The organism is Pseudomonas sp. GM55, assembly GCF_000282395.1.
In the GTDB taxonomy this organism is placed as follows: Bacteria; Pseudomonadota; Gammaproteobacteria; order Pseudomonadales; family Pseudomonadaceae; genus Aquipseudomonas; species Aquipseudomonas fluorescens_CC.
The window spans coordinates 23,825-45,605 of record NZ_AKJJ01000107.1; the positions used below are offsets into that span (position 1 = coordinate 23,825).

Annotated in this window: 20 protein-coding genes and 3 pseudogenes; 14 read left to right on the forward strand and 9 right to left on the reverse strand. The window is 59.8% G+C overall.

Annotation, left to right across the window (positions count from 1 at the left end; genetic code table 11):
- The first annotated feature begins 73 nt into the window (after positions 1-73).
- The 3 genes from PMI31_RS24155 to PMI31_RS24165 all read left to right on the forward strand — a co-directional run bounded on the left by PMI31_RS24155 (position 74) and on the right by PMI31_RS24165 (position 2,788).
- Positions 74-1,066, forward strand: a complete 993-nt coding sequence (locus PMI31_RS24155) for a diaminopimelate epimerase (protein ID WP_008021658.1) — start codon at positions 74-76, stop codon at positions 1,064-1,066.
- Positions 1,067-1,311: 245 nt separating this feature from the next.
- On the forward strand, positions 1,312-1,800 hold the full coding sequence (locus PMI31_RS24160) for an Hcp family type VI secretion system effector (protein WP_008021660.1): 489 nt from the start codon (positions 1,312-1,314) through the stop codon (positions 1,798-1,800).
- Between the two features lie 10 nt (positions 1,801-1,810).
- Complete coding sequence (locus PMI31_RS24165; RefSeq protein WP_008021661.1) at positions 1,811-2,788, forward strand: hypothetical protein; 978 nt, start codon at positions 1,811-1,813, stop codon at positions 2,786-2,788.
- A 1,451-nt stretch (positions 2,789-4,239) separates the two neighbouring features.
- Here PMI31_RS24165 and codA read toward each other — a convergent pair.
- The 4 genes from codA to PMI31_RS24200 all read right to left on the reverse strand — a co-directional run bounded on the left by codA (position 4,240) and on the right by PMI31_RS24200 (position 8,143).
- Positions 4,240-5,484, reverse strand: coding sequence for a cytosine deaminase (gene codA / locus PMI31_RS24185; protein WP_008021667.1), 1,245 nt, complete (start codon positions 5,482-5,484; stop codon positions 4,240-4,242).
- A gap of 116 nt (positions 5,485-5,600) precedes the next feature.
- Positions 5,601-6,431, reverse strand: a complete 831-nt coding sequence (locus PMI31_RS24190) for an alpha/beta fold hydrolase (RefSeq protein WP_043302617.1) — start codon at positions 6,429-6,431, stop codon at positions 5,601-5,603.
- A 200-nt stretch (positions 6,432-6,631) separates the two neighbouring features.
- Complete coding sequence (gene queD / locus PMI31_RS24195; protein ID WP_008021670.1) at positions 6,632-6,988, reverse strand: 6-carboxytetrahydropterin synthase QueD; 357 nt, start codon at positions 6,986-6,988, stop codon at positions 6,632-6,634.
- Between the two features lie 75 nt (positions 6,989-7,063).
- Positions 7,064-8,143: a hypothetical protein gene (locus tag PMI31_RS24200; protein ID WP_008021671.1), complete on the reverse strand. Its 1,080-nt coding sequence runs from the start codon at positions 8,141-8,143 to the stop codon at positions 7,064-7,066.
- 199 nt (positions 8,144-8,342) lie between these two features.
- On the opposite strand from PMI31_RS24200, the pseudogene PMI31_RS30345 reads away from it, so the two are divergent.
- The 4 genes and pseudogenes from PMI31_RS30345 to PMI31_RS24215 form a co-directional block, all read left to right on the forward strand.
- A pseudogene (locus PMI31_RS30345) lies at positions 8,343-8,534 on the forward strand (PepSY domain-containing protein); the annotation flags it as partial.
- Positions 8,534-8,854, forward strand: coding sequence for a PepSY domain-containing protein (locus PMI31_RS24205; protein ID WP_008021673.1), 321 nt, complete (start codon positions 8,534-8,536; stop codon positions 8,852-8,854). The pseudogene PMI31_RS30345 and the gene PMI31_RS24205, both read left to right, overlap by 1 nt.
- Before the next feature lie 3 nt (positions 8,855-8,857).
- Positions 8,858-9,526: a response regulator transcription factor gene (locus PMI31_RS24210; RefSeq protein ID WP_008021675.1), complete on the forward strand. Its 669-nt coding sequence runs from the start codon at positions 8,858-8,860 to the stop codon at positions 9,524-9,526.
- A complete protein-coding gene (locus tag PMI31_RS24215; RefSeq protein WP_008021677.1) occupies positions 9,523-10,839 on the forward strand; it encodes a sensor histidine kinase in 1,317 nt (438 codons plus the stop codon). Before PMI31_RS24210 ends, PMI31_RS24215 begins: the two co-directional genes overlap by 4 nt.
- Before the next feature lie 150 nt (positions 10,840-10,989).
- On the opposite strand, the gene PMI31_RS24220 is transcribed toward PMI31_RS24215, so the two are convergent.
- From PMI31_RS24220 to PMI31_RS31960, 3 genes and pseudogenes are all read right to left on the reverse strand, one after another.
- The gene (locus tag PMI31_RS24220) at positions 10,990-12,669 is read right to left on the reverse strand and encodes an MFS transporter (RefSeq protein WP_008021679.1); all 1,680 of its coding nucleotides are present in this window, start codon (positions 12,667-12,669) and stop codon (positions 10,990-10,992) included.
- A gap of 327 nt (positions 12,670-12,996) precedes the next feature.
- A complete protein-coding gene (locus PMI31_RS31955) occupies positions 12,997-13,752 on the reverse strand; it encodes a methyl-accepting chemotaxis protein (RefSeq protein ID WP_413423127.1) in 756 nt (251 codons plus the stop codon).
- Between the two features lie 102 nt (positions 13,753-13,854).
- A pseudogene (locus tag PMI31_RS31960) lies at positions 13,855-15,489 on the reverse strand (HAMP domain-containing protein); the annotation flags it as partial.
- Between PMI31_RS31960 and PMI31_RS24230 the strand changes: the two are divergent.
- The 4 genes and pseudogenes from PMI31_RS24230 (at position 15,458) to PMI31_RS24240 (ending at position 18,870) form a co-directional block, all read left to right on the forward strand.
- Positions 15,458-16,774 carry a Na+/H+ antiporter family protein gene (locus tag PMI31_RS24230; RefSeq protein WP_008021683.1) on the forward strand — a complete coding sequence of 439 codons (1,317 nt, stop codon included), beginning with the start codon at positions 15,458-15,460 and terminating at the stop codon, positions 16,772-16,774. The pseudogene PMI31_RS31960 and the gene PMI31_RS24230 sit on opposite strands and share 32 nt — an antisense overlap.
- A 142-nt stretch (positions 16,775-16,916) precedes the next feature.
- Positions 16,917-17,735, forward strand: a pseudogene (locus PMI31_RS31965) (cache domain-containing protein); the annotation flags it as partial.
- Between the two features lie 102 nt (positions 17,736-17,837).
- Positions 17,838-18,593 carry a methyl-accepting chemotaxis protein gene (locus PMI31_RS31970; RefSeq protein ID WP_413423129.1) on the forward strand — a complete coding sequence of 252 codons (756 nt, stop codon included), beginning with the start codon at positions 17,838-17,840 and terminating at the stop codon, positions 18,591-18,593.
- Between the two features lie 115 nt (positions 18,594-18,708).
- Entirely contained in the window at positions 18,709-18,870 is a 162-nt protein-coding gene (locus PMI31_RS24240; protein WP_008021686.1) for a metallothionein, read from the forward strand.
- A gap of 27 nt (positions 18,871-18,897) precedes the next feature.
- Here PMI31_RS24240 and PMI31_RS24245 read toward each other — a convergent pair whose 3' ends face one another.
- Entirely contained in the window at positions 18,898-19,176 is a 279-nt protein-coding gene (locus PMI31_RS24245; RefSeq protein ID WP_008021687.1) for a hypothetical protein, read from the reverse strand.
- Positions 19,177-19,209: 33 nt separating this feature from the next.
- Entirely contained in the window at positions 19,210-19,437 is a 228-nt protein-coding gene (locus PMI31_RS24250; protein WP_007982405.1) for a DUF6555 family protein, read from the reverse strand.
- Between the two features lie 146 nt (positions 19,438-19,583).
- On the opposite strand from PMI31_RS24250, the gene PMI31_RS24255 reads away from it, so the two are divergent.
- The 3 genes from PMI31_RS24255 to PMI31_RS24260 all read left to right on the forward strand — a co-directional run bounded on the left by PMI31_RS24255 (position 19,584) and on the right by PMI31_RS24260 (position 21,625).
- Entirely contained in the window at positions 19,584-20,363 is a 780-nt protein-coding gene (locus tag PMI31_RS24255; protein ID WP_008021689.1) for an AraC family transcriptional regulator, read from the forward strand.
- Positions 20,364-20,467: 104 nt separating this feature from the next.
- Positions 20,468-20,641, forward strand: a complete 174-nt coding sequence (locus PMI31_RS30350) for a DUF1427 family protein (RefSeq protein WP_007982408.1) — start codon at positions 20,468-20,470, stop codon at positions 20,639-20,641.
- 27 nt (positions 20,642-20,668) lie between these two features.
- Positions 20,669-21,625 (forward strand): quinone oxidoreductase family protein, encoded by a 957-nt coding sequence (locus tag PMI31_RS24260; RefSeq protein WP_008021691.1) that lies wholly within the window; start codon positions 20,669-20,671, stop codon positions 21,623-21,625.
- Positions 21,626-21,781: the final 156 nt, after the last annotated feature.

A 21,781-nucleotide genomic window follows, 5' to 3' on the forward strand; every position in this document is an offset into this window, starting at 1 on the left:
GGGCGACATCGTTGCACAGCGCCGGTGTGTTTCGCGATATGTTGGGGCATTCCAATGACACACGGAGGGCGCCATGGCGCAGAGGTACGATGCACGGGGCAATATTTACATCGTGGTAGCGCCCGAAGAACTGCGCCGCCAGGGTATCGACTTGCCCTTTCAGGCCGGCCAAGCCGCACAAACCCGTCAGGCATGGGCCGTGGCGGCGATCGAGGCTTGCTGTAGCTGGGCACCCGGCACGCAACCGGCCGGCAGCAAGGATCATCGCAGCGACGGATTGCTGGTCGGACCGTTTCAGGCGTCGTCTCCCTTCGATCTGCTGATCGTCAACACCGATGGCACGCTGGCCGAGCGCAGCGGCAACGGGCTGACGATCTTTTCTCAGGCGCTGAGCGACCAGGGGCTTTTTGCCCAGGGCGAAACCTGTGAGCTCTGGGTGCATCACGATAAAACCGACACGCCTTCACCGGGGCAGACTTCGGTGCAAACCGCTCAAGTCGAGGGCGTGAAGGGGTTCTGGCTGGACCTTGGCCAGCCTGGTTTCGGACCGTCGGCGGTCAGTGCCGTGGGCGTTGAGACGGCGCTGTTGAATGGCCACGAACTCAGCCACGTCAAACAGCTGTCAGCACTCAATGGCGCATGGTCGCGCAGCCAGTTCGCGCGGGTCGGCAATCCGCATTGCGTGACGTTGGTCGACAGTGCCGATGCCTTGCCGAGCAACGAGCAGATGCGCGAACCAGTGTTGGGCGAAGGTCTGACGCGAATCGCCTACGCGATGCCGGCCGGGGCAGGACAACCCTGCGCGGCGGGGATCAATCTGCAATGGGCGATGCGCTTGTCCGAAGGGCACATCGCTGCACGGGTGTTCGAGCGGGGCGAGGGGCCGACGGCATCGTCGGGGACCAGCGCCAGTGCAGTGGCCTGTGCGGCGTGGCGGGTGGGTTGGGTCAGCGCCGGGGAGGTGAAGGTGACAATGCCGGGGGGCACGGCGCCGATCTTGCTGGAAGAAGAGCAGGGGGAGTTGGGTCGGGTCAGCCTGTTTGGTACGGCTCGAATGATCGATTGAATACGAAACTGATTTCTTGATCTTTGCTCTGAGCTGAGTCTTTTAAAGACTTCTACCACAATTGGGAACTGCGTTGAGGGATGGTCAGATTTTTGTGGCGCGTCCTACAGAACTAAACCGGCGCATAGGTAGGAAAGATCTGAATTCACCGTTTCGCGGTCTGCATCAGCCAATACTTGGTCACAAAGCCGTACATTCGCCCATGGATGATTTTATAAAACTCCCCAAAGCCAAGGAGCGGTTGTATGGCACTCGATGCATTTATCAAAATCAATGGTATCCCTGGTGAAGCTCTTGATGAGCAACACAGGGACTGGATCGAAATTACGGGCTACCGCTTCGGCACTCACCAGGGAACCTCAGCTACTGCCAGTTCAGCCGGGGGAGCTTCTTCTGGGCGAACGACCGTTACCGACTTTACGTTTACCAAAAACCTGGATAAGTCCAGCTGCAAGCTCATGGAGGCAAGCTGCGCAGGTGAGCATCTGAAAGAAGTTGTTTTGAGTTTGCACCGCGCGGGCGGCGACAAGCTCAAATATTTCGAAATCAGGCTGGAAGAGGTCATTATTTCCAGCTATTCACAAACAGCAAGTGATGGTGTTCCTTCTGAAAGTATCAGTCTTGACTACGGTCGCATAAAAACGGTTTACACCCTGCAGAAGCGCGTGGATGGCGCTGGCGGCGGCAACGTAGCTGGCGGTTGGGATCGAATCAGTAACAGCAAATGCTCCTGAGGCTCCCTCCATGTCAAAGGCATATGTTTTTATAAATTCCCATGTGCAGCCATATTCATATTTGAAGTCGAACTTGAACCTAGGAAAAAAATCCAGTGTGAAGTTTGATGTACTGAATGTACATGTTGTCAATGCCGTGGTATTGCCGGGCGAGATAATAATTGTAGGCGATGAGTCAGTGTCGTCCTGTACTTCCGAAGAAGCGTTTTATATGCAGAAGGCTTCGCAAGTCCATTTGGCCATAATGGCGAATGGGATGCAGAGCGACGGGTTTTTAGTAGAAAATCATGAATTTCTGACTAAAGTTCTTGGGTATTCATCTCTAGGGATCGGCACCATGGGCGGCGCCTGGAGCAAACACCTTGATGGTATCAAGAAAACCCTGGAAGACATTGAAGCCGCTCATGGTGATCTCCTCAGAAATGGCGGTACTCGGAATCGAGACGCTTTTTATTCAAAGCGAAAGGTTCTATTTGAGAAGCTTGATGGCCAGCTAAAGAATTTTGGCCGATTTGGATCCGGCTTGCGCAACCAAGGCTCCATCAAGGAAATGCTGGGCATATCCACCAAAAGTTACTTGCATACAGGGACCATAACCGGCTATGCCGAAACTATTAATGGAGTGGCAAAAGCGTCGAGTCTTCTTAAAAAGGGTACGTACTTGGGTGTCGGTTTGAATGCAGCTGCGGCAGGTATCTCTATCCATACCGCATGCTCAACTGGGCGTGAAGAACAATGTAGAAAAGCTAAATATGTTGAAGGTGGTAAATTATCCGGGAGCCTGATTGGGGGATCTTTTGGAGGTTCAATCGGAAGTGGTGTGGCAGCAATAGGATGTGCAGTGGCCTTTGGCGTGATTACCGGAGGTCCTGGCTCACTGGCTTGCGCTGTGATTGGAGGCGGGGTAGGTGGTTTGGTTGGCGGTGAGGTTGGTGGGGACGTGGGAGAGAGGAGTGGCGAAATCGTTTATGAGTTCATGTCAAAATGAGTGATATTGCGTTTGCGATCATTTCGATATTTATAATGGTCTCCATGTTTCTAGTGATGTGCTGGATATTTGTGTCGTGTTATCGGTTTACGGAATTAATAGAAGGTTATCTAAATAAAAGTAAGTTTGTGGCGAATAATCGAGCCGTATTTTTAAGTTCGGGTTTTATTGGAAAGGTTGTCAGAAACTGTTCCATGGCACTAATGTTCTTGATTCCTCGGCTCTGCGAGAGGCGTGGTCTTATAGAAAAAAACGAGTTGTCGAATTTGCCACCACACCTTAAGCGAAAGCTGTTAGCACCTTGGATCACCGGCGGGGTGCTGTTTTTTGCGATGTTCATTCTTTGGCTTTTTTTGTTTGATTTTTTTTCACTGTAAGCCTTCTGAGTCGTTACTGATGATGCTGGTGCGCTGGCAGTGGTTGGGAGTGGAGTCGGCGGTTGGGCAGGAGGAGAAGTCGGTGGAGGTATGGGAGAGATGGGCGGTGAAGTAGTTTATGAGTACCTGCAAAGGTGGGGGACGTGTTGGGTTTTTTTGCGATATTCATATTGTTCCTCATGTGTCTGACACTGTTCTGGATACTTCTATCCTCTAGTCGATATACGGAGTTAATAGAGAGTTACTTAAGCAGAAGTAGATTTGTAGCGAATAATCGTGAGGCTTTTTCGGGGTTGGGGCTGATTGGTAAAGCTCTCAAGAATGGATCGATTGCATTAATGTTCTTGATTCCTCGGCTAAGCGAAAGACGTGGCCTTATAGAAAAAGATGAATTGTTAAATTTGCCGCCACACCTGAAGCGAAAGCTGATAGCACCCTGGATCACGGGAGGAGTGTTGTTTTTTGTGATGTTCGTTTTTTGGCTTTTTTTTGTTTGATTTTTTGTGTTGTGGTCTTCGGATTTGTTACGGGAGGGCCCGGCGCGCTGGCCTGTAGGGTTATTGGGGTGGGGCGGTGGTTGGGTTGGAGGCGAGTCTGGTGGATATGTTGGTGTGTTGGGTGGGCAAATTTTTTACGAGTACTTACTGCAATGAGTAATATGGTGCTTCTGGTTATCATATTATTTACATTTTTTCTCGCGTTTGTGGCGATATGCGGGATGTTGGTATTCTCTTGCAGGTACACGGAGTTAATAGAAGGATACTTGAGTAAAAGTAGATTTGTAGCGAATAATCGTGAGGCGTTTTCTGGTTTTGGGCTAATTGGCAAGGTTTTCAGGAGTGGATCGATTGCATCGATGTTTTTGATTCCTCGGCTTTGCGAAAGGCGAGGTCTTATAGAAAAGGATGAATTGTTGAATTTACCACTACACCTTAAACGAAAGCTGATAGCGCCCTGGATCATGGGTGGGGTATCGTTTTTTGCTGTGCTCGTTCTTTGGCTTTTTTATGTTTGATTTTTACTTTCGGTTATCGCTGGATGTTATCCCGGGTGTCATTAAACACGACCCGGGAGTCAGCTTACCCCACTGAACTCCACCACCGGCATCGTCCGCTTCATCAGCACCTTGCCATCGCGCACCGAGTACAGCGGCAACCCCTGGCTGCGGATCACCTCGTAGTCACTCTCCGCCGACAGGATCAGCAGGTTCGCCGGTCGCCCGCGCTCCAGGCCATAGCGATCGCCGAGGTTCAGGGCTCTGGCGCTATTGTCCGTCACCAGGTCCAGCGCACTTTGCAGGTTGCGATAGCCGAGCATGTGGCAGATGTGCAGACCGGCTTCGAGCACCCGCAAAATGTTGCCATTGCCCAGCGGATACCACGGATCGACGATGGAGTCCTGGCCGAAGCACACGTTCATCCCCGCTTCGAGCAACTCGTTGACCCGGGTCACGCCCCGGCGTTTCGGGAAGTTATCGAAGCGCCCTTGCAGGTGGATGCTTTCAGTGGGGCAGGAGACAAAGCTGATGCCCGAATGCCCGAGCAAGCGAAACAGCTTGGCGCAGTAGGCGTTGTCGTAGGAGCCCATGGCCGTGGTGTGGCTGGCCGTGACCCGCGATCCCATGTCGCGGCTGCGGGCCTCTTCGGCGAGCACTTCGAGAAAGCGTGAATGCGGGTCGTCGGTTTCGTCGCAATGCACGTCCACCAGGCAACCCGTGCGCTCGGCCAGGTCCATGAGGAACTTCACCGAGCTGACGCCCTGGTCGCGGGTGTACTCGAAATGCGGAATGCCACCCACCACATCCGCGCCCATGCGGATGGCTTCTTCCATCAGCTCGCGGCCATTGCGGTAGGACTCGATGCCTTCCTGAGGGAATGCGACGATTTGCAGGTCGACCAGGTGCCGGCTTTCCTCGCGCACTTCGAGCATCGCCTTGAGCGCGGTCAGTTGCGGGTCGGTGACGTCGACGTGGGTGCGCACATGCTGGATGCCGTGCGCGGCGAGGGCCTGGATGGTTTTCCGGGCACGGGTCCTGGTGTCTTCCAGGGTGATGGTCGCCTTGCGCTCGCCCCAGCACTCGATGCCTTCGAACAGCGTGCCGCTCATGTTCCAGCGCGGCTCGCCGGCGGTCAGGGTCGCGTCGAGGTGGATGTGCGGCTCGACAAAGGGCGGCACCACCAGATTGCCGCCGGCATCCAGATCGTCAGGGCCCAGGGTCGGGGCTTCGGTCTGGCGGGAGATGCTGCTGATCCGGCCATTTTCCAGGTACAACTCATGCAGGCCTTCCTGGTTGCGCAGACGGGCATTGATGATGTGCATCGGGCGGATCCTTTTGGCGAATCGTATAGGCAATACATCTACGTTAGCTCGCTGGTGGCAACTCCTGCCAGTGACATTGGCCAACACCCTCCAAATAGATGTGGGAGCGGGTTTGCTCAGGAAGATGTTTGCAGGGGCAAAAACCGCATCAACGCAGCAATGACCGCTTCAGGTGCATCTTCCTGAACCAGGTGCCCGGCGTTGGCGACGGGATAAAACTGCGATCCTGGAATCATCCGGTGCAGCTCGCGCCCGCGTTCGACGGGAATCCACTGATCGTCCTCACCCCAGAGAATCTGCACCGGGCAGCGAATCGTCGGGTACAACCCCTGGGCCTCGAGGGTGTAACGCTCGTCCATCTGCGCGATCTGCCGATAAAACGCCGCTTGCCCCGGCTCTCCCAGCCATGGCTGTACGTACGGGGCGAGTTCGGCGTCGGGAATGTCGCGCTGGATGGCCCCGCGAATATAGGCCGGCACGATGGCGCGCTGGATGTAATCGGGCAGTCCGCTGAACGCCGCTTCATGCTGACGCACATGCTGCACGAACGGCGAACCCCAGGGCATCAGCGCCACCGGATCGATCAGCGTCAGGCTGCGGTAGTCCTTGCCATTGAGCAGGTGCGTGCGCAGGGCGGTGGCGCCGCCGAAGTCGTGGGCCACCACGTCGGGGCGATCCAGGCCCCAATGCTCCAGCAGTTGCGCCAACAGCTGGTTTTGCACGCCGAGCGAGACATCGGCTTCGGGTTGCGCGGACTGGCCGTACCCCAACAGATCGAAGTAATGCACCCGGTGCGTGGTAATGAAATACGGTGCAATCCGGTGCCAGACATAAGAAGAGAAAGGAGTGCCATGCACGAATACCAGCGGCGGGCCGTCGCCGTGTATGGCGTAGCGCACCTGGTGTCCTTTGAAGTCAAAGACCTGATCCAGCGGCCAGTCAGTCATGGGCTTGTCTTCTTTGCAGGGGGCGAGGCAAAAAGCATAGGCATAAAAAAACAGCCGGTGAAGGCTGTTCTTTATTTCGCGACTAACTGTAGGAGCGAGCTTGCTCGCGAAAAACGTCAACGATATCGCGAGGTATCTGGCAGCCCGCGGTGCTCTGGCGTCCATCGCGAGCAAGCTCGCTCCTACAGAGGGCTGTGCTTTTACTCGCCGCGATAGATGCAACCGCTGGTGCAGGTTTCGTGGATGCGGATCGCACTGAGTTCCGGCAGCAGCGGCTTCAATTCCTGCCAGATAAACTTGGCCAGCACTTCGCTGGTCGGGTTTTCCAGGCCAGGAATATCGTTCAGGTAGTTGTGGTCCAGACGCTCGTACAGCGGCTTGAAGATCTCCTTGATTTCCGAGAAATCGCGGATCCAGCCAGTGTGCGGGTCGAGGTCGCCGCTCAGGTGGATTGCCACTTTGAACGAGTGACCGTGCAGGCGGCCGCACTTGTGGCCGTCCGGTACGTGGGGCAGGCGGTGGGCGGATTCGAAGGTAAACTCTTTGAAAATTTCCACAGTGTTTTCAGCTCTGTTCAGGTGGCGTTCGCCGCAGCGATTCGGGCAGGCGGCGAGTTTACCAGTTTGTCCTGACTAAAGGGTCAGCAAGCGCTCGCCCAGGCGACCGTTGGCGGCCAGTTCGAGGAATTCGTCGCCCATGCGGCGGCTTTCATCCATGGTCGTGCGCCAGTATTTCTGCCGGCTCGGGGCGTCGCCCATGAAGCGCTTGAAGTCGTTACGGTCTGGCAGCTTGCCGTAGGGCAGGCGTGCCAGATAGTCCTTCGACGGCGCCAGCAGCAACACGTTCTGCAAGCGAGCCGGGCAGGCGCGGCGCCACGGCAGGGTCTTGTCGAACCAGCCGGGAATCACCCGGTCGGTGAAATGCGGGTAAAGCACGATGTCGTTGCCGCTGTAAGGCAGGTCCAGGTGGTAGTCCAGCAAGCCGCCGTCGCGGAAGGTGCCGGCGCCAGCGCCCGGCAGGTCGCGCACACCTTCCATCACCATTGGGATCGAGCCCGAAGCCAGCAGGGCCTGGCGCAAATTGCCGGCGTTGAGGGCGATGAAGCGCGACGGGAAGTCGTTCAAGGCGTCGACCGGCGGCGCCAGGCGCGGGTCGTGGATGATCAGGCGTTCGAAGTGCCGGGCCAGCCGCGCCCGGCCGCGCAGGTTGTCGGCGATGACCGAGGACAGGCCCAGCCCCAGGCGACCGCGATGATCGTCGGCGAGCAGGCCGTGGCTTTTGACCACCATGATGTTCAGGCGGTAATCGCTGTTGTTGAGGATCGAGGCATCGCGACCGTCGAGCAGGTCATTGAGCATGCGCCGGGAGCTCTGGCTGATCTGTGCCATGGTTACGCCCTTGGCGAAATTCTGCTCGGTGTACAGCTGCCCGAGACGCCGGATGCCTTCGGCGGCGTCCGGCAGACAGGCGCTGGCGAAGCGCCAGGAACCTACCGATGCGCCAATCAGCGAGCGCTCCCGCGGTGCCGCCGGCAGCCACTGGCCGAACAGCGCCAGGTCCAGCCCCTGAATCCCCAGCGCCTTTGGGCCGCCGGCCGCGCCGGGCAAGGTACCGACCTCGGCCGCATTCAGGCCGTTGGCGCGGATGTGCGCCAAGGCGCGCGGACCGGCCTTGAGGGTCAGGGAAGGGAACTTGATGTGGATGGCGGTCATTAGGGTCTCGATGTGTGGCAAGCAGAAATTATAAACACGAACACCTGTAGGAGCTGGCTTGCCAGCGAAGGCGGTGAGTCAGGTGACATGGATGTTGAATGTGCCGGCCTCTTCGCTGGCAAGCCAGCTCCTACAGGTGTTTGTGTTGGTACAACCAATGATGGCCATTCAGCTTCAATTAAGTTCATCCAGCTAAGGTGTCGCCCACGCCCGGGAACCTGGCCCGGATCAAGCGCTGAGATAGCTCGACGCTGGTACCATTGTGGCCTTCGAGAAGCTCACATCACTCGCGCCGGCCAGGTATCCCGGTGATCGGCAGCCGGGTATCGACCGGGATCTGGAATTAGACGCTGTCAGCGGGCAGGTTCTCAAGGATCATCAGGATTGGTAATGAAGGTGTTTTTTTTCAATCGATGCACCGGCGGCCGGATGGCGCTGCTGCTTCTGGCATTTTGCTCGGCGGTGATGGCCCGCGACCTGGACCAGGATGAAGCCCTGCGCCTGCGTCAACAGGGGGTGATCCTGCCGCTGGAGCAACTGCTGCAGCAGGCAATGGATCGCTATCCCGGCTCGAAGCTGCTGGAAGCCGAGCTCGAAGAAAAACACGACGTCTACATTTATGAAGTCGAGTTGCTGACCCCTGAAGGCGTAGTCCGCGAACTGGGCATCGATGCCACCAACGGCCGCTTATTGAAAGACAAGGAAGACTGATCCATGCGTTTGCTTCTGGTGGAAGACCATGTGCCCCTGGCCGACGAACTGCTGGCCGGTCTCAACCGCCAGGGGTATGCGGTGGACTGGCTGGCCGACGGTCGCGACGCGGTGCATCAGGGCAGTACCGAACCTTACGACCTGATCATCCTCGACCTCGGTTTGCCGGGCGTGCCGGGGCTTGAGGTGCTGGCGCAATGGCGCACGACGGGGCTGACCACGCCGGTGCTGATCCTGACGGCCCGTGATTCCTGGGCCGAGCGCATCGAAGGCCTCAAGGCTGGCGCCGACGATTACCTGACCAAACCCTTTCATCCCGAAGAGCTGTTCTTGCGCATCCAGGCGCTATTGCGCCGCTCCCATGGCCAGGTCAACCAGCCGACGCTCAAGGCCGCCGGGCTGCATCTGGACGAAAGTCGCCAGTGCGTTGTCCGCGACGGTGCGGACATTCAACTGACGGCCGCGGAGTTTCGCCTGTTGCGCTATTTCATGCTGCACCCCGAGCAGATCCTCTCCAAAAGCCACCTCGCCGAACACCTCTACGACGGTGAAACCGAGCGCGACTCCAATGTGCTGGAGGTCCACGTCAACCATTTGCGCCGCAAGCTCGGCAAAAGCGTGATTGAAACCCGTCGCGGCCAGGGGTATCTGCTCGGCGGGCAAGCCCGGTGAGATCGATCCAGCGCCGCTTGAGCCTGGGCCTGATCAGCGTGATGGTGGTCGTTGGCCTGGTGCTGGCACAAACCAGCCTGTGGCTGTTCGAAATGGGTTTGCAGCGCTATCTCGAAGCCGGGTTGCGCAATGACAGCGAGAACCTGTTGGCGGCACTTGTGCGCGGGCCGCAAGGCTTGCAGCTGGATGAACGACGTCTGTCACCGGCCTATCAGCGGCCTTTTTCCGGGCATTATTTCCGCATCGATTTTGCCGACGGCCATTGGCGCTCCCGTTCCTTATGGGATCAGGAACTGCCGGCACTCGATCAACCCGGCCTGCACGACAACCTGCAACTGGGGCCGGAAGGGCAGCAGTTGTTGGTATTGCGTACGGACTATCGACGTTCAGGGGTGCCGATCTCCATCAGCGTCGCCGAGGATTACACGCCAATACGCGAAAGCTTCCGGCGGGTGCAACAGCTCGGGTTGGGCCTCGGTTTGACAGGGCTGCTGCTGATTCTGCTGCTGCAACGGATTACCGTGCGCCGCGCCTTGCGCCCGCTGGAGCAGGCGCGCGAGCAGATTGCGCAGTTGCAGCAGGGCCAGCGCTCGCAACTCGATGATCAGGTGCCGGTGGAGCTGGAGCCGCTGGTGGCGCAGATCAACCACTTACTGGCCCACACCGAGGACAGCCTCAAGCGCTCACGCAATGCCCTGGGCAACCTCGGCCACGCGTTGAAAACGCCGCTGGCGGTGCTGTTGAGCCTGGCCTCAAGCGAACAGCTCGAGGCGCACCCGCAACTGCGCAAGTCCCTCAGGGAACAACTGCAGCAGGTCGAACAGCGGCTCAATCGGGAACTCAATCGTGCGAGGTTGTCCGGCGATGCGTTGCCGGGCGCACTGTTTGATTGCGATGCCGAGCTCCCCGGATTACTGGCAACCCTGAACATGATCCACGGCGAACACCTGGCGCTGAGCTACCGTTCACCGACCGGCCTGCAATTGCCATGGGATCGTGAAGACCTGCTGGAACTGTTGGGCAACCTGCTGGATAACGCCTGTAAATGGGCGGATGCCGAGGTGCGCGTGAGTGTGGCCGAAACGGTGGACGGGTTTGAACTGAGTGTCGAAGATGACGGCCCGGGCATCCCCGAAGAGCGTCGCGATCAGGTGTTCAGCCGAGGTACGCGGCTGGATGAACAAACCCATGGACATGGCCTGGGGCTGGGCATCGTGCGCGACATCGTCGATAGCTGGGGCGGGAAACTGTCGTTACTGCAAAGCGAATGGGGCGGGTTGAAGGTCGTCATCGAGTTGCCCAGACACACCTGAAATCTACTGGTCAGGACTCCGAACCTGTGGGAGCGGGCTTGCCCGCGATGAGGCCATCACATTCAAAATCATCATTGACTGTGCCACCGCAATCGCGGGCAAGCCCGCTCCCACAGGATTGCGTTACTCCTGAGGAGGTGCTTGCCAAATTTATGTGTGACGAATCTCCCGATCCTTGGTTTCCGGCATGAAGAAAATGCCCAGCACAGCCGTCATCACCGCGATGACGATCGGATACCACAGCCCGTAGTAGATATCCCCGGTGGCCGCCACCATGGCGAACGCCACCGTCGGCAGGAAGCCACCGAACCAGCCATTGCCGATGTGATAGGGCAGCGACATCGAGGTGTAGCGGATGCGCGCCGGGAACAGTTCCACCAGCCAGGCGGCAATCGGCCCGTAGACCATGGTCACGTAGATCACCAGGATCGTCAGGAGCAACAGCACCATCGGGTAATTGGTCTTGGTCGGGTCGGCTTTCTCGGGGTAACCGGCGTCCTTGAGGGCGGTGGCGAGGGTGGCGGTAAAGGTGTCGCTCTTGGCCTTGAAGTCGGCGCCCGGCATGCCGGTGCCCTCGAAGCTCTCGATCACTTTCTCGCCAATGCGCACCTGTGCAACGGCGCCCGGTTCGGCCTTCACGTTCTCATAGGGGATGGCCCGTTTTGCCAGTACGGTCTTGGCCAGGTCGCAGGAACTGGTGAATTTGGCCTTGCCCACCGGGTCGAACTGGAACGAGCACTGGTCGGGATTGGCGATGACCCTGACCGGATTCTTTTCCTGGGCGATGAACACGTCGGGGTTACCGTATTGGGTCAACGCATGGAAGATCGGGAAGTAAGTCAGTGCCGCAATAATGCAGCCGGCCATGATGATGCCCTTGCGGCCGATGCGGTCTGACAGGCTGCCGAATATGACGAAGAACGGTGTGCCAATCAGCAGCGAGCCGGCAATCAGCAAGTTGGCGGTCTGCGGTTCGATCTTCAGCGTCTGCAACAGGAAAAACAGCGCATAGAACTGCCCGGTGTACCAGACCACGGCCTGGCCGGCGGTGCCGCCGAGCAGGGCCATGATCACGATCTTGAGGTTGTCCCAACGGGCGAAGGACTCGGTCAATGGTGCCTTGGAGGACTTGCCTTCGGCCTTCATTTTCTGGAACACCGGCGACTCGCTGAGTTGCAGGCGGATGTACACCGAGATAATCAACAGCAGGATCGACAGCAGGAACGGAATCCGCCAGCCCCAGGCTTCGAAGGCTTCGGTGCCCAGTGAGGTGCGGCAGGCGAGGATCACCAGCAGTGAAAGAAACAGGCCGAGGGTGGCTGTCGTCTGAATCCACGAGGTGAAGTAGCCGCGTTTGCCCTTGGGTGCATGTTCGGCCACGTAGGTGGCTGCGCCACCGTATTCACCGCCCAGTGCCAGGCCTTGCAGCAGGCGCAGGCTGATCAGAATGATCGGCGCGGCTACGCCGATGGTTGCGTAGCCAGGCAGCATGCCTACCACGGCGGTGGAGACGCCCATGATCACGATGGTGATGAGAAAGGTGTGTTTACGTCCGATCATGTCACCCAGCCGGCCGAACACGATGGCGCCGAAGGGCCGAACGGCGAAGCCGGCGGCGAAGGCGAGCAGGGCGAAGATGAAGGAAGTCGTTTCGTTGACACCGGCGAAGAAGTGCTTGGCGATGATCGCCGCGAGGGAACCGTACAGGTAGAAGTCATACCATTCGAACACGGTGCCCAGGGATGAGGCGAAGATGACCTTGCGCTCCTCCCGGGTGATTCCACCACGGTTGGGCGTGCTGCCCGTGGTTGCATTGTCGATTGCTGCCATGAGTATTCTCCGTCTTGCTCTTGTTGTAGGCCGGAGTTCCCACTAACACTTACCCTACCCAGGCCCTGGGACTGATGTCATCGGATTGCGGGTTTTGCATACAGGTTGACGCCTTGAAACGCTGCAAGGTTCCTAGAAGCATAATCACCTTGCGGCAGATATCCACTCGCCATCACCGCTGAGGTCGGAAAGAGGGGTATGACTGGTACAAAACCTGTAGGAGCGAGCCGGTCGACGCTCGACTGCTCGCGATGGTGTGTCAGCTACCTTGGTGTCGGCTGACACACCATCGCGAGCAAGCTCGCTCCTACAAGGGACCCGCAAGGTTTAAACGCGGAACTGATCCATCAGGCTCTGCTGCTGGTTCGCCAGGCTGTTGAGCGACTGGCTGACTCGTGCCGATTCATTGGCCTGGCCCGACAGCGATTCGGTTACGTCGCGAATGGTCGCCACGTTGTTGTTGATCTCCTCGGCCACCGCGCTTTGCTCTTCGGCGGCGCTGGCGATCTGCATGTTCATGTCGTTGATCACGGTCACCGCATCGCCGATCTGGCGCAGCGCCGTCACGGCCTGACCAACCTGCTCGACACTGCCCTGGGCCTGACGATGGCTGTTGTTCATCGAACCCACTACATCCTGGGTACCGCTTTGCAGTTGTTCGATCACCAGGCGGGTTTCTTCCACTGACTCCTGGGTACGCCGCGCCAGGTTGCGCACCTCATCGGCGACCACGGCAAAACCGCGTCCGGCCTCACCGGCCCGGGCCGCTTCGATCGCGGCGTTGAGGGCCAGCAGGTTGGTCTGCTCGGCGATCGCCCGGATCACTTCCAGTACCGTGCCGATCTTCTCGCTGTTGGCTGCCAGGCCTTCGACCTGAACCATGGCCGCACTCATGTCGGCGGCGAGGTTGTCAATGCTGGCGGTGGTGCGGTCGATCACGGTCAAGCCCTGACGAGTCGCCTGATCGGCATCGCGGGCGGCGTGTGCCGCTTGCGCGGCGCTGCGGGCGACATCCTGGGCGGTGGCGCTCATTTCATGGGACGCCGTCGCCACCTGATCCACCTGACGGTACTGCTGTTCCATGCCGGCACTGGTCTGGGTGGCGATGGCGGACGACTGGTCTGCGGTGCTGCGGGCGTCCTGCACCGAGCGTTTCACTTCGGCGATGATCGGTTGCAGCTTGTCGAGGAAGCGGTTGAACCAGCCGGCCAGTTGGCCCAGCTCATCCTTCTTGTCGTAGGCCAGTCGACGGGTCAGGTCACCTTCGCCGCTGGCAATGTCTTCGAGCATGTGCGCCACGCCGAGGATCGGTTTGGTGACGCTACGGGCCATCAGCCACACCAGCACGAGGCCCAGCAGGGCGGCGAGTCCCCCCAGGCCGAGCTCGACCAGCGTACCGGCGGTGTTGCTGTCGTCCAGTTGCTTTTTCAGAATTTCGGCGGGGCCGACCAGGACTTTTTCCGGCACGTCGAGCAGCACGCCCCAGGATTTTCCGCCGGGAATCGGCTGGAACGGTGCCAGCACTTTCAGTTGCTGATTGCTGTGCAGTCTGCCGGTTTTGCTGCTGGCGGCAAGCATGCGCAGCAGTTCGGCACCACTGGCCTTGTCCACGGCATCCAGGCGCTGGCTGAGTTTGCTTGCGTCCGGGCTGTAGCCGGCAAGCAGGCCAGCCGGGCTGATGATGCTGACACTGGTCTGGCCGTCGTAGAGTTTCTTGCTTGCGCCCAGGCTGACCGCTTGCAGGCTGTTGAGGTTGATGTCCACCGACAGCGAGGCGATGACCTTGCCGTTGACCATCAGCGGGAAAACGATGCTGGTCATCAGCACGTTCTGGCCGTCGATCTCATAGAAGTAGGGTTCGATCACGCACGGCTTGAGCGTGGTGCGCGGGCAAGTGAACCAGGCGTTGGCCGCTTCGCCGCTGGGGCCGGTGCTGGTGTCGGCCATGTCCTTTTCCGGCAACGCCATGGACGTCACTTTGCCCGGCGTCGGCTGCGACCAGTAGAGGGCGAAACGGCCCTTGTCGTTGCTGCCCAGTTCGGCCTGGCCGGCGAACAGCTCATCCTTGCCGTCCAGCCCGTTGGGTTCGAACACCAGGGACAGGCCGAGCAGGTCCGGGTTGGCCTGCAGGGCCGACTTGACCTGGCGGGTCAGGTCTTCGCGCAGGTCGAAGGCATCGAGAAAGCGCTTCTCGGCCTGCTCACGCAGGAACAGCACCTGCCGGGAGAAACCGTGGCCGTACTGATAGGCGTCCATGAACTGCTGGCGAATCCCCAGTGCCTGGTTTTCGCCCTGAGACTCGATCCGGGCCTGGGCCGCTTCGGTCAGCATCTCCATGCTCGAGGCTTTCACCATCTCGGAGCTGTGCTCCATGCGGTACAGGGAAAGACCCACCAGCAGGGTCACGATGCCCGCCAGGCACAGCCCGGCCAGCAGGGTGATTTTCCATTGAATGGAAAGTTGTCTGAGCGACATGGAGACGTCCTTATTCGATAAATATCTGAGACTTTGCACTGTAGCGGCCGCAATCCGGCTTTCTTTATGCCGCCCCTTGAATATCGAGTCTCCTGTAGGAGCTGGCTTGCCAGCGAAGACGCCTGAAAGATCGATGCAAGGTTCACGGCCGCCTTCGCTGGCAAGCCAGCTCCTACAAGGGGTGCGTTGGCTTTGACACCGCACCCGCTCTGCGGCAAAGTGCGCGCCCTCTAATAAAACCCATTCCTTAATCCGCTGGTGGCTCTTCGCAGACTGCCCGACGGAGTCTTTTCGTTTGTCTCGAGGTAAAGAAATGAATGCAGTCATTGCCGCGGTCGGCATCATGCTGGTACTCAGCCTGTCCCGCGTGCATGTGGTGATCGCCCTGATCGTCGGTGCGCTGGTCGGTGGTCTGACCGGTGGCCTGGGTATCGAAGCGACGCTCAAGGCTTTCAACAGTGGCCTCGGTGGCGGGGCGACGGTGGCGTTGTCCTACGCCTTGCTGGGCGCTTTCGCCGTGGCCATTGCCAAGTCCGGCATGGCCCATGCGCTGGCGGACAAGGCGTTGGCAATGGTCGATCGCCAGCATGCCAGCGGCGGAGGTCAGGTCAAATGGCTGCTGATAGGCCTGCTCTGGGTAGTGGCCATTGCCTCGCAGAACATCCTGCCGATCCATATCGCGTTCATTCCGTTGCTGGTGCCGCCGCTTCTGTATGTGCTGACCAGGCTGCAACTGGACCGTCGACTGATCGCCTGTGTCATGACCTTCGGTTTGATCACCCCCTACATGTTCCTGCCGGTGGGCTTCGGCAACATCTTCCTCAATGAGATCCTGCTGGCCAACGTCGCCCGCAGCGGTGTGGACATCAGCGGTATCAATGTGACCCACGCCATGGGCATTCCAGCCCTGGGCATGGTGGCGGGCCTGCTCATCGCGTTTGTCAGCTACCGCAAGAAGCGTGTCTACGACCTTGAGAAGATCGAACAAGTCGAGCAAGTGGCGGTGCAATACAACCCGCTGAGCCTGATGGTGGCCGGCGTGGCCGTCGCGGCGGCGTTCATCGTTCAGCTGTTACTGGATTCGATGATTATCGGTGCACTGGTCGGCTTCCTGATTTTCTCGGTGTCGGGCATCGTCAAATGGCGCGACACCGATGACCTGTTCACCGAAGGCATGAAAATGATGGCGATGATCGGTTTCATCATGATCGCCGCCTCGGGGTTTGCCGAAGTGATGAAGGCCACCGGTGAGGTGCAAACGCTGGTCGAGTCGTCGGCGACGTACATCGATCACAGCAAAGGCATCGGCGCCTTGCTGATGCTGCTGGTGGGGCTGCTGGTGACCATGGGCATCGGCTCGTCGTTCTCCACCGTGCCGATTCTGGCGGCGATTTTCGTGCCGCTGTGCGTGCAACTGGGCTTCAGCCCGTTGGCGATCGTGTGCATCGTAGGCACCGCCGGCGCCTTGGGCGACGCCGGTTCGCCGGCTTCGGACTCGACCCTCGGCCCGACCTCCGGCCTGAACATCGACGGCCAGCACCATCACATCTGGGACACTGTGGTCCCGACCTTCCTGCACTACAACCTGCCGCTGCTGGCGTTCGGCTGGGTGGCTGCGATGGTTCTTTGATTTCACTTGTAGGAGCCGGCTTGCCGGCGATGGCGATTCCAAGGGCGCCATCGCCGGCAAGCCGGCTCCTACAGTTTTGGTTTTTGGTGCCGTTAAAGCTTTTAACCACGCCAACAAAATCAAAAGAGTGAACGTCATGCGCATGAGCCTCAAGGCCAAAGTCCTGTCCCTTGCCGTCCTCCCGGTGTTGCTGTTTGCGCTGGTCATCAGCCTGACCACGCTGTTCATTCTTCAGGATCAGGCGCGCAAGGAAGTCGAGCAGACCCGCGAACGCCTGCTCAGCGATGCCAAGGCGACCTTGCAAAGCTACGTGGCCGTGGCCATGACCACGATCAAACCGCTTTACGACGCGGCCGCCCCTGGCGATCAGGCGGCGCGGGCCCAGGTGATCAAGCTGCTGTCGAGCATCACCTACGGCAAGGACGGCTACTTCTTCGGTTACGACTCCAACACCGTGCGCCTGTTCAAGGCCGGCAGCCCCGAAGGCGTGGGCCAGAGCTTCAAGGACAACCGCGATCCGAACGGTGTCTACGTCAACCGCGATCTGGTGAAAGTCGCCAGGGACGGTACTCACTACCTGCAATACAGCTCGCCATTACCCGGCAACACCCAGGTGCTGGTGCCCAAGCTCGGTTACACCGAATACCTGCCGAAGTGGGACATGGCGGTCGGTACCTCGGTCAACCTCGACGGCATTGAAGCGCAAGTGGCGGTGGTCGAAGCCAAGGTTCAGGAGCGCATGCAAGGCATGGTGCTGAGCATCGTTGGCGTGGCGGTCGTGGTGCTGCTGGTGATTGCCGCTGCCGGGATGTTGCTGGCCAACACCATTCTGCGTCCGCTGCATCTGATGAAAGCCAACCTCGACGACATTGCGGCAGGTGAGGGCGATCTGACCCGTCGCCTGACGCTCACCAGCCAGGATGAGCTCGGCGAGCTGGCCGGCTCGTTCAACCGCTTCGTCGACAAGATTCATGGGCTGGTGCGCCAGATCACCGAAATGACCTCGCAACTGACCGGGCTGGTGGGTCAGGTGTCCGACCAGGCTCATCGCTCGGACCAGGCCATGGAGCGCCAGCGCCATGAGACCGATCAGGTGGCCACCGCGATCAATGAAATGTCGGCGGCGGCCCAGGAAGTGGCCAAGAGCGCGCAGAACGCTGCGGTGGCAGCCCAGCAGACTGACGAAGAAGGGCAGGCGGCCAAGCGTGTGGTGGCCGGCAGCATCGAGAAGATCCATGCACTGGTGGACGACATCCGCAGCAGTGGTGTGTCCCTCGACAGCCTGCAAAAGGACGTGTCGTCGATTGTCAGCGTGCTCGGGGTGATCCGCTCGATTGCCGAGCAGACTAACCTGCTGGCGCTCAACGCGGCCATTGAAGCCGCCCGTGCGGGCGAGGCCGGGCGCGGTTTTGCGGTGGTGGCCGATGAAGTGCGGGCGCTGGCCAGTCGCACGCAAATCAGTACCCAGGAAATCCAGGGCATGATCGACCGCCTGCAGGCCGGCACCCGGTCGGCGGTGGAGGCCATGCGTCGCTCCAGCGAGGCTGGCGACGGCACCTCGGCCCAGGCCAACGAGGCGGGGGCTTCGCTGGACACCATGGCCCAGTTGATCGCGACCATCAATTCGATGAACGCGCAGATCGCCAGCGCCGCCGAAGAACAGACCGCCGTGGCCGAAGAGATCAATCGCAGCGTGCATCAGATTGCCGTGGCGGTGGATAACGTCGCCGACGAAACCCAACTCGGCGCGCAAACGTCCCGTAGCCTGGCCGACCTGGGGCAGCGCCTGGGCAGTCTGGTCGGGCAGTTCCGTATCTGATTGAAGCTTTTGTGGCGAGCGAGCTTGCTCGCCACAAAAGATCGCAGCCTGCGGCAGCTCCTACACTTACGGTGTGCATCTGAGCACTGGCGACCACACAAGAGGAGTCAGACCCATGATTGACCGTGAAAGTATCTGCGATTGTCCGAAATGTACCTGCAAACTCGGTGAACATCCGATTGCCCGTCACGGCAAGCATTACTGCTGTGAAGCCTGCGCCAAACACCATGAGCACGGCGAGGAGTGCGCTTCCCAAGGCTGCAAGTGCGCCCACTGAAAACCACGGTACAAGCAAAAGTGGAGCCTAATCCGGCTCCACTTCCAGCCTGAGGCTGTCATCCTCCAGGCGCTCGCTGTGGCGGACAGTGCCCTGCAAGCGCCGCCCTTCGACACGCAGCTCCAGGGTCCTGGCTTGCTCCAGATCTTCCGGCAGTGGCGCCGGGACGCGTATGGCGAAGCAAAAGGCGTCATTTTCGACCTGTTCCAGTCCAATCCGGCACTCGACGCTTTTGGTGATGCGGCCGAACGACGTATCCAGACCGTAGTCCAGCTGTGCAGGGCTGTAGATGGGTGTTGCGCTCATGTCCCTTCCCCCGAACCTGATGGTTGCCGGAGATCAGTTCGCCGGCCGCCACTTGACGTTTTCCACGCCGAATTTTTCAGCCATCGGCTTGCTGGTCTTTTGCACCTTCTCGCGTCCAAACCGGGGGATTCGCCCCACTCCCGCGTCACAGCTCGCCCAATGCCAGGCTTCTGCGTTATCCATTTTGTCCAGTCGGATGATGAATGATTTGGGAGCGCCATGGAGGGTGTACTCGATGACGAATAGTTTTGCACTGTTCATATAGCCCCGGTTCCTCCCTGTTGTACATAAAGGGATTGCGCGCCGTCAGGAAAATTCATTCGGATTGTCGGACGCCGGTGGTTGCTGGCGACACGTCCGACGCCTCGATACCATGGAGCTTTCCCGTACTCTGATGAACATAGACCATGGCCCTCGCCGCACCGCCTGACCTGAGTGACACCGATGTGCCCGTGCAACCGCTGGCTCGTACCTACCCGCGCGGGTTGTACATCGAGCCCCATGAGCACGTCTGGGGCCAGTTGCTGTATGCGATGAGCGGGGTGATGTGGGTCGAGACGCCGCACGAGGCGCTGGTAGTGCCGCCGCAGCGGGCGGTGTGGTTGCCGCCCGGCGTGCCCCACGGGATTCGCGTGGTGTCCGACCTGCAAATGCGCAATATCTACTTGCGCCCGTCCCTGGCGGCGACCCTGGATGACAGCGTGCAAGTCATCGAGGTTGGCGGCTTGCTGCGCGAGCTGATCGTCGGCCTGGTGGAGCAGGGCAACGACGGTCCGCCCGAGTATTACGACGCGCTGGTGGGCCTGGCGCTGCTGGAGCTCAAGCGCGCCAGGCGTTCGCTGCTGAAAATCCCGCTGCCGGACGATTCCGACCGCCGGCTGATGAACCTGTGTCAGGCGGTCATGTCGGCGCCTTCGCTGGCTATTCCGTTCGAACAGCACGCAGAAACCGCCGGTGCCAGCGTGCGGACCCTGGCGCGGCTGTTCAAGGACGGTTTGGGCATGGGCTTCGCCGAGTGGCGGCGTCAGGTGCAACTGGCGACGGCAGTGGCCGAATTGATCCAGGGCGTACCGGTCAGCGCGATTGCCCGGGAGCTGGGCTATTCGCCGAGCAGCTTCAGTGACATGTTCCGGCGTGAACTGGGTGTTGCCCCTTCACAGTTTCCGGTGGCGCAACGCCAGGACTGAATTCGCCGGGCCATGTTTTGGCCGAAATTCAGAAGCACTTGGCCGATGCTTGCCGGCGTGGCCCTCTAGACTCAGCGCATACCTCAATTGCCCCGGAGTCTGCCGTGAACTACCTCATGTCACTGGCCATCGGTCTGGGCGTCGGCCTGCTTTACGGCGCCCTGGATTTTCGTTCCCCCGCACCCCCGGCCATCGCGCTGGTTGGCCTGCTCGGCATGCTTGCCGGCGAAAAGCTCTGGCCCATGGGGCGCGAGCTGGTGGCTGGCTGGATCTCCTGAACCCTCTTTGACTCGATGGATACGCCCATGAAAGCTCTGCAATTCGATAAAACCGGTGATCTCTCGGCCCTGCGCTACGTCGAGGTGCCCACCCCCGTTCCCGGCGCCGATGAAGTACTGGTCGAGATCAAGGCCGCGGGTCTGAACCCCAGCGATGTGAAGAACGTGCTGGGACGTTTTCCCTACACCACCTTGCCGCGGATTCCCGGTCGTGATTTTGCCGGTGTGGTCGTGGCCGGCCCACAGGCGCTGATCGGTCAGGAAGTCTGGGGCACGGGCCGGGAACTGGGTTTTTTCGCCGACGGTTCCCACGCGCAGTTCGTCAAGCTGCCGGCCAATGGCGTGGCGCTCAAACCCACGCACCTGAGCTTCGCCCAGGCCGCCAGCCTCGGTGTGCCGTACACCACCGCTTGGGATGCGCTGGAACGCAGCCTGGTGACCGCCGAAACCCGATTGCTGGTCATCGGTGGCGGGGCGGTCGGCAGTGCCGCGCTGGCCTTGGCCAAGGTGCGCGGTGCCCGGGTGCTGGCGGCCGCGCGGCGTCCCGAGCAGGTCAAGGACTTGCAGGACCAGGGCTACCAGACCCTGCAACTGGATAAACCCGAAGACCTCGGGGCCCAGGTCAGCGCGGTCTATGCCGGCGGCGCCGACGTGATTTTCGACACCACCGGGTTCTGGCTGCCGGCCTCGGTGCCGGCCTTGGCCGCGTTCGGCCGCATCGCGATCATCGCGGCACCTGTGGACGGTCACGTACAGTTGCCGGCCCTGGCGTTGTATCGCAAGGGCGGCTCAGTGGTGGGGATCAACTCGTTGCTGTATGGAGTACAGGCGTGTGCGGCGATGCTCGAGCAGTTTGGCCGTTTCTTCGATCAGGACCTGTTGCCATTGCCGCAGGGCTTGTTCGAGTCGCCATTGGCCGAGGGCCTGGAGCGTTATGCCGAAGTGAATCAGGGCAGCGGTGAAAAGGTGATTCTGTTGCCATGACCCGCCCTCTGTAGGAGCGGGCTTGCCCGCGAAAGCGGTCTGTCAGTTACGTTGATGTTGGATGTACCGCCGTCTTCGCGGGCAAGCCCGCTCCTACTAGGTCCGTGCCTGCCCCGCTCTGCTAGAATCGGCCTCATTGACCCAATGAGGTACCCC

Bases quoted from the DNA above. Each gene is read 5' to 3' on its own strand.
- PMI31_RS24160 (WP_008021660.1), top strand. From the start codon at position 1,312: ATGGCACTCGATGCATTTATCAAAATCAATGGTATCCCTGGTGAAGCT.
- PMI31_RS24205 (WP_008021673.1), top strand. From the start codon at position 8,534: ATGAAGGTGTTTTTTTTCAATCGATGCACCGGCGGCCGGATGGCGCTG.
- PMI31_RS24220 (WP_008021679.1), bottom strand. From the start codon at position 12,669: ATGGCAGCAATCGACAATGCAACCACGGGCAGCACGCCCAACCGTGGT.
- PMI31_RS24210 (WP_008021675.1), top strand. From the start codon at position 8,858: ATGCGTTTGCTTCTGGTGGAAGACCATGTGCCCCTGGCCGACGAACTG.
- PMI31_RS24250 (WP_007982405.1), bottom strand. From the start codon at position 19,437: ATGAACAGTGCAAAACTATTCGTCATCGAGTACACCCTCCATGGCGCT.
- PMI31_RS24190 (WP_043302617.1), bottom strand. From the start codon at position 6,431: ATGACTGACTGGCCGCTGGATCAGGTCTTTGACTTCAAAGGACACCAG.
- PMI31_RS31955 (WP_413423127.1), bottom strand. From the start codon at position 13,752: ATGGAACAGCAGTACCGTCAGGTGGATCAGGTGGCGACGGCGTCCCAT.
- PMI31_RS24260 (WP_008021691.1), top strand. From the start codon at position 20,669: ATGAAAGCTCTGCAATTCGATAAAACCGGTGATCTCTCGGCCCTGCGC.
- PMI31_RS24230 (WP_008021683.1), top strand. From the start codon at position 15,458: ATGAATGCAGTCATTGCCGCGGTCGGCATCATGCTGGTACTCAGCCTG.
- PMI31_RS24155 (WP_008021658.1), top strand. From the start codon at position 74: ATGGCGCAGAGGTACGATGCACGGGGCAATATTTACATCGTGGTAGCG.
- PMI31_RS31970 (WP_413423129.1), top strand. From the start codon at position 17,838: ATGGAGCGCCAGCGCCATGAGACCGATCAGGTGGCCACCGCGATCAAT.
- PMI31_RS24255 (WP_008021689.1), top strand. From the start codon at position 19,584: ATGGCCCTCGCCGCACCGCCTGACCTGAGTGACACCGATGTGCCCGTG.
- PMI31_RS24240 (WP_008021686.1), top strand. From the start codon at position 18,709: ATGATTGACCGTGAAAGTATCTGCGATTGTCCGAAATGTACCTGCAAA.
- PMI31_RS24200 (WP_008021671.1), bottom strand. From the start codon at position 8,143: ATGACCGCCATCCACATCAAGTTCCCTTCCCTGACCCTCAAGGCCGGT.
- PMI31_RS24245 (WP_008021687.1), bottom strand. From the start codon at position 19,176: ATGAGCGCAACACCCATCTACAGCCCTGCACAGCTGGACTACGGTCTG.
- PMI31_RS24165 (WP_008021661.1), top strand. From the start codon at position 1,811: ATGTCAAAGGCATATGTTTTTATAAATTCCCATGTGCAGCCATATTCA.
- codA (WP_008021667.1), bottom strand. From the start codon at position 5,484: ATGCACATCATCAATGCCCGTCTGCGCAACCAGGAAGGCCTGCATGAG.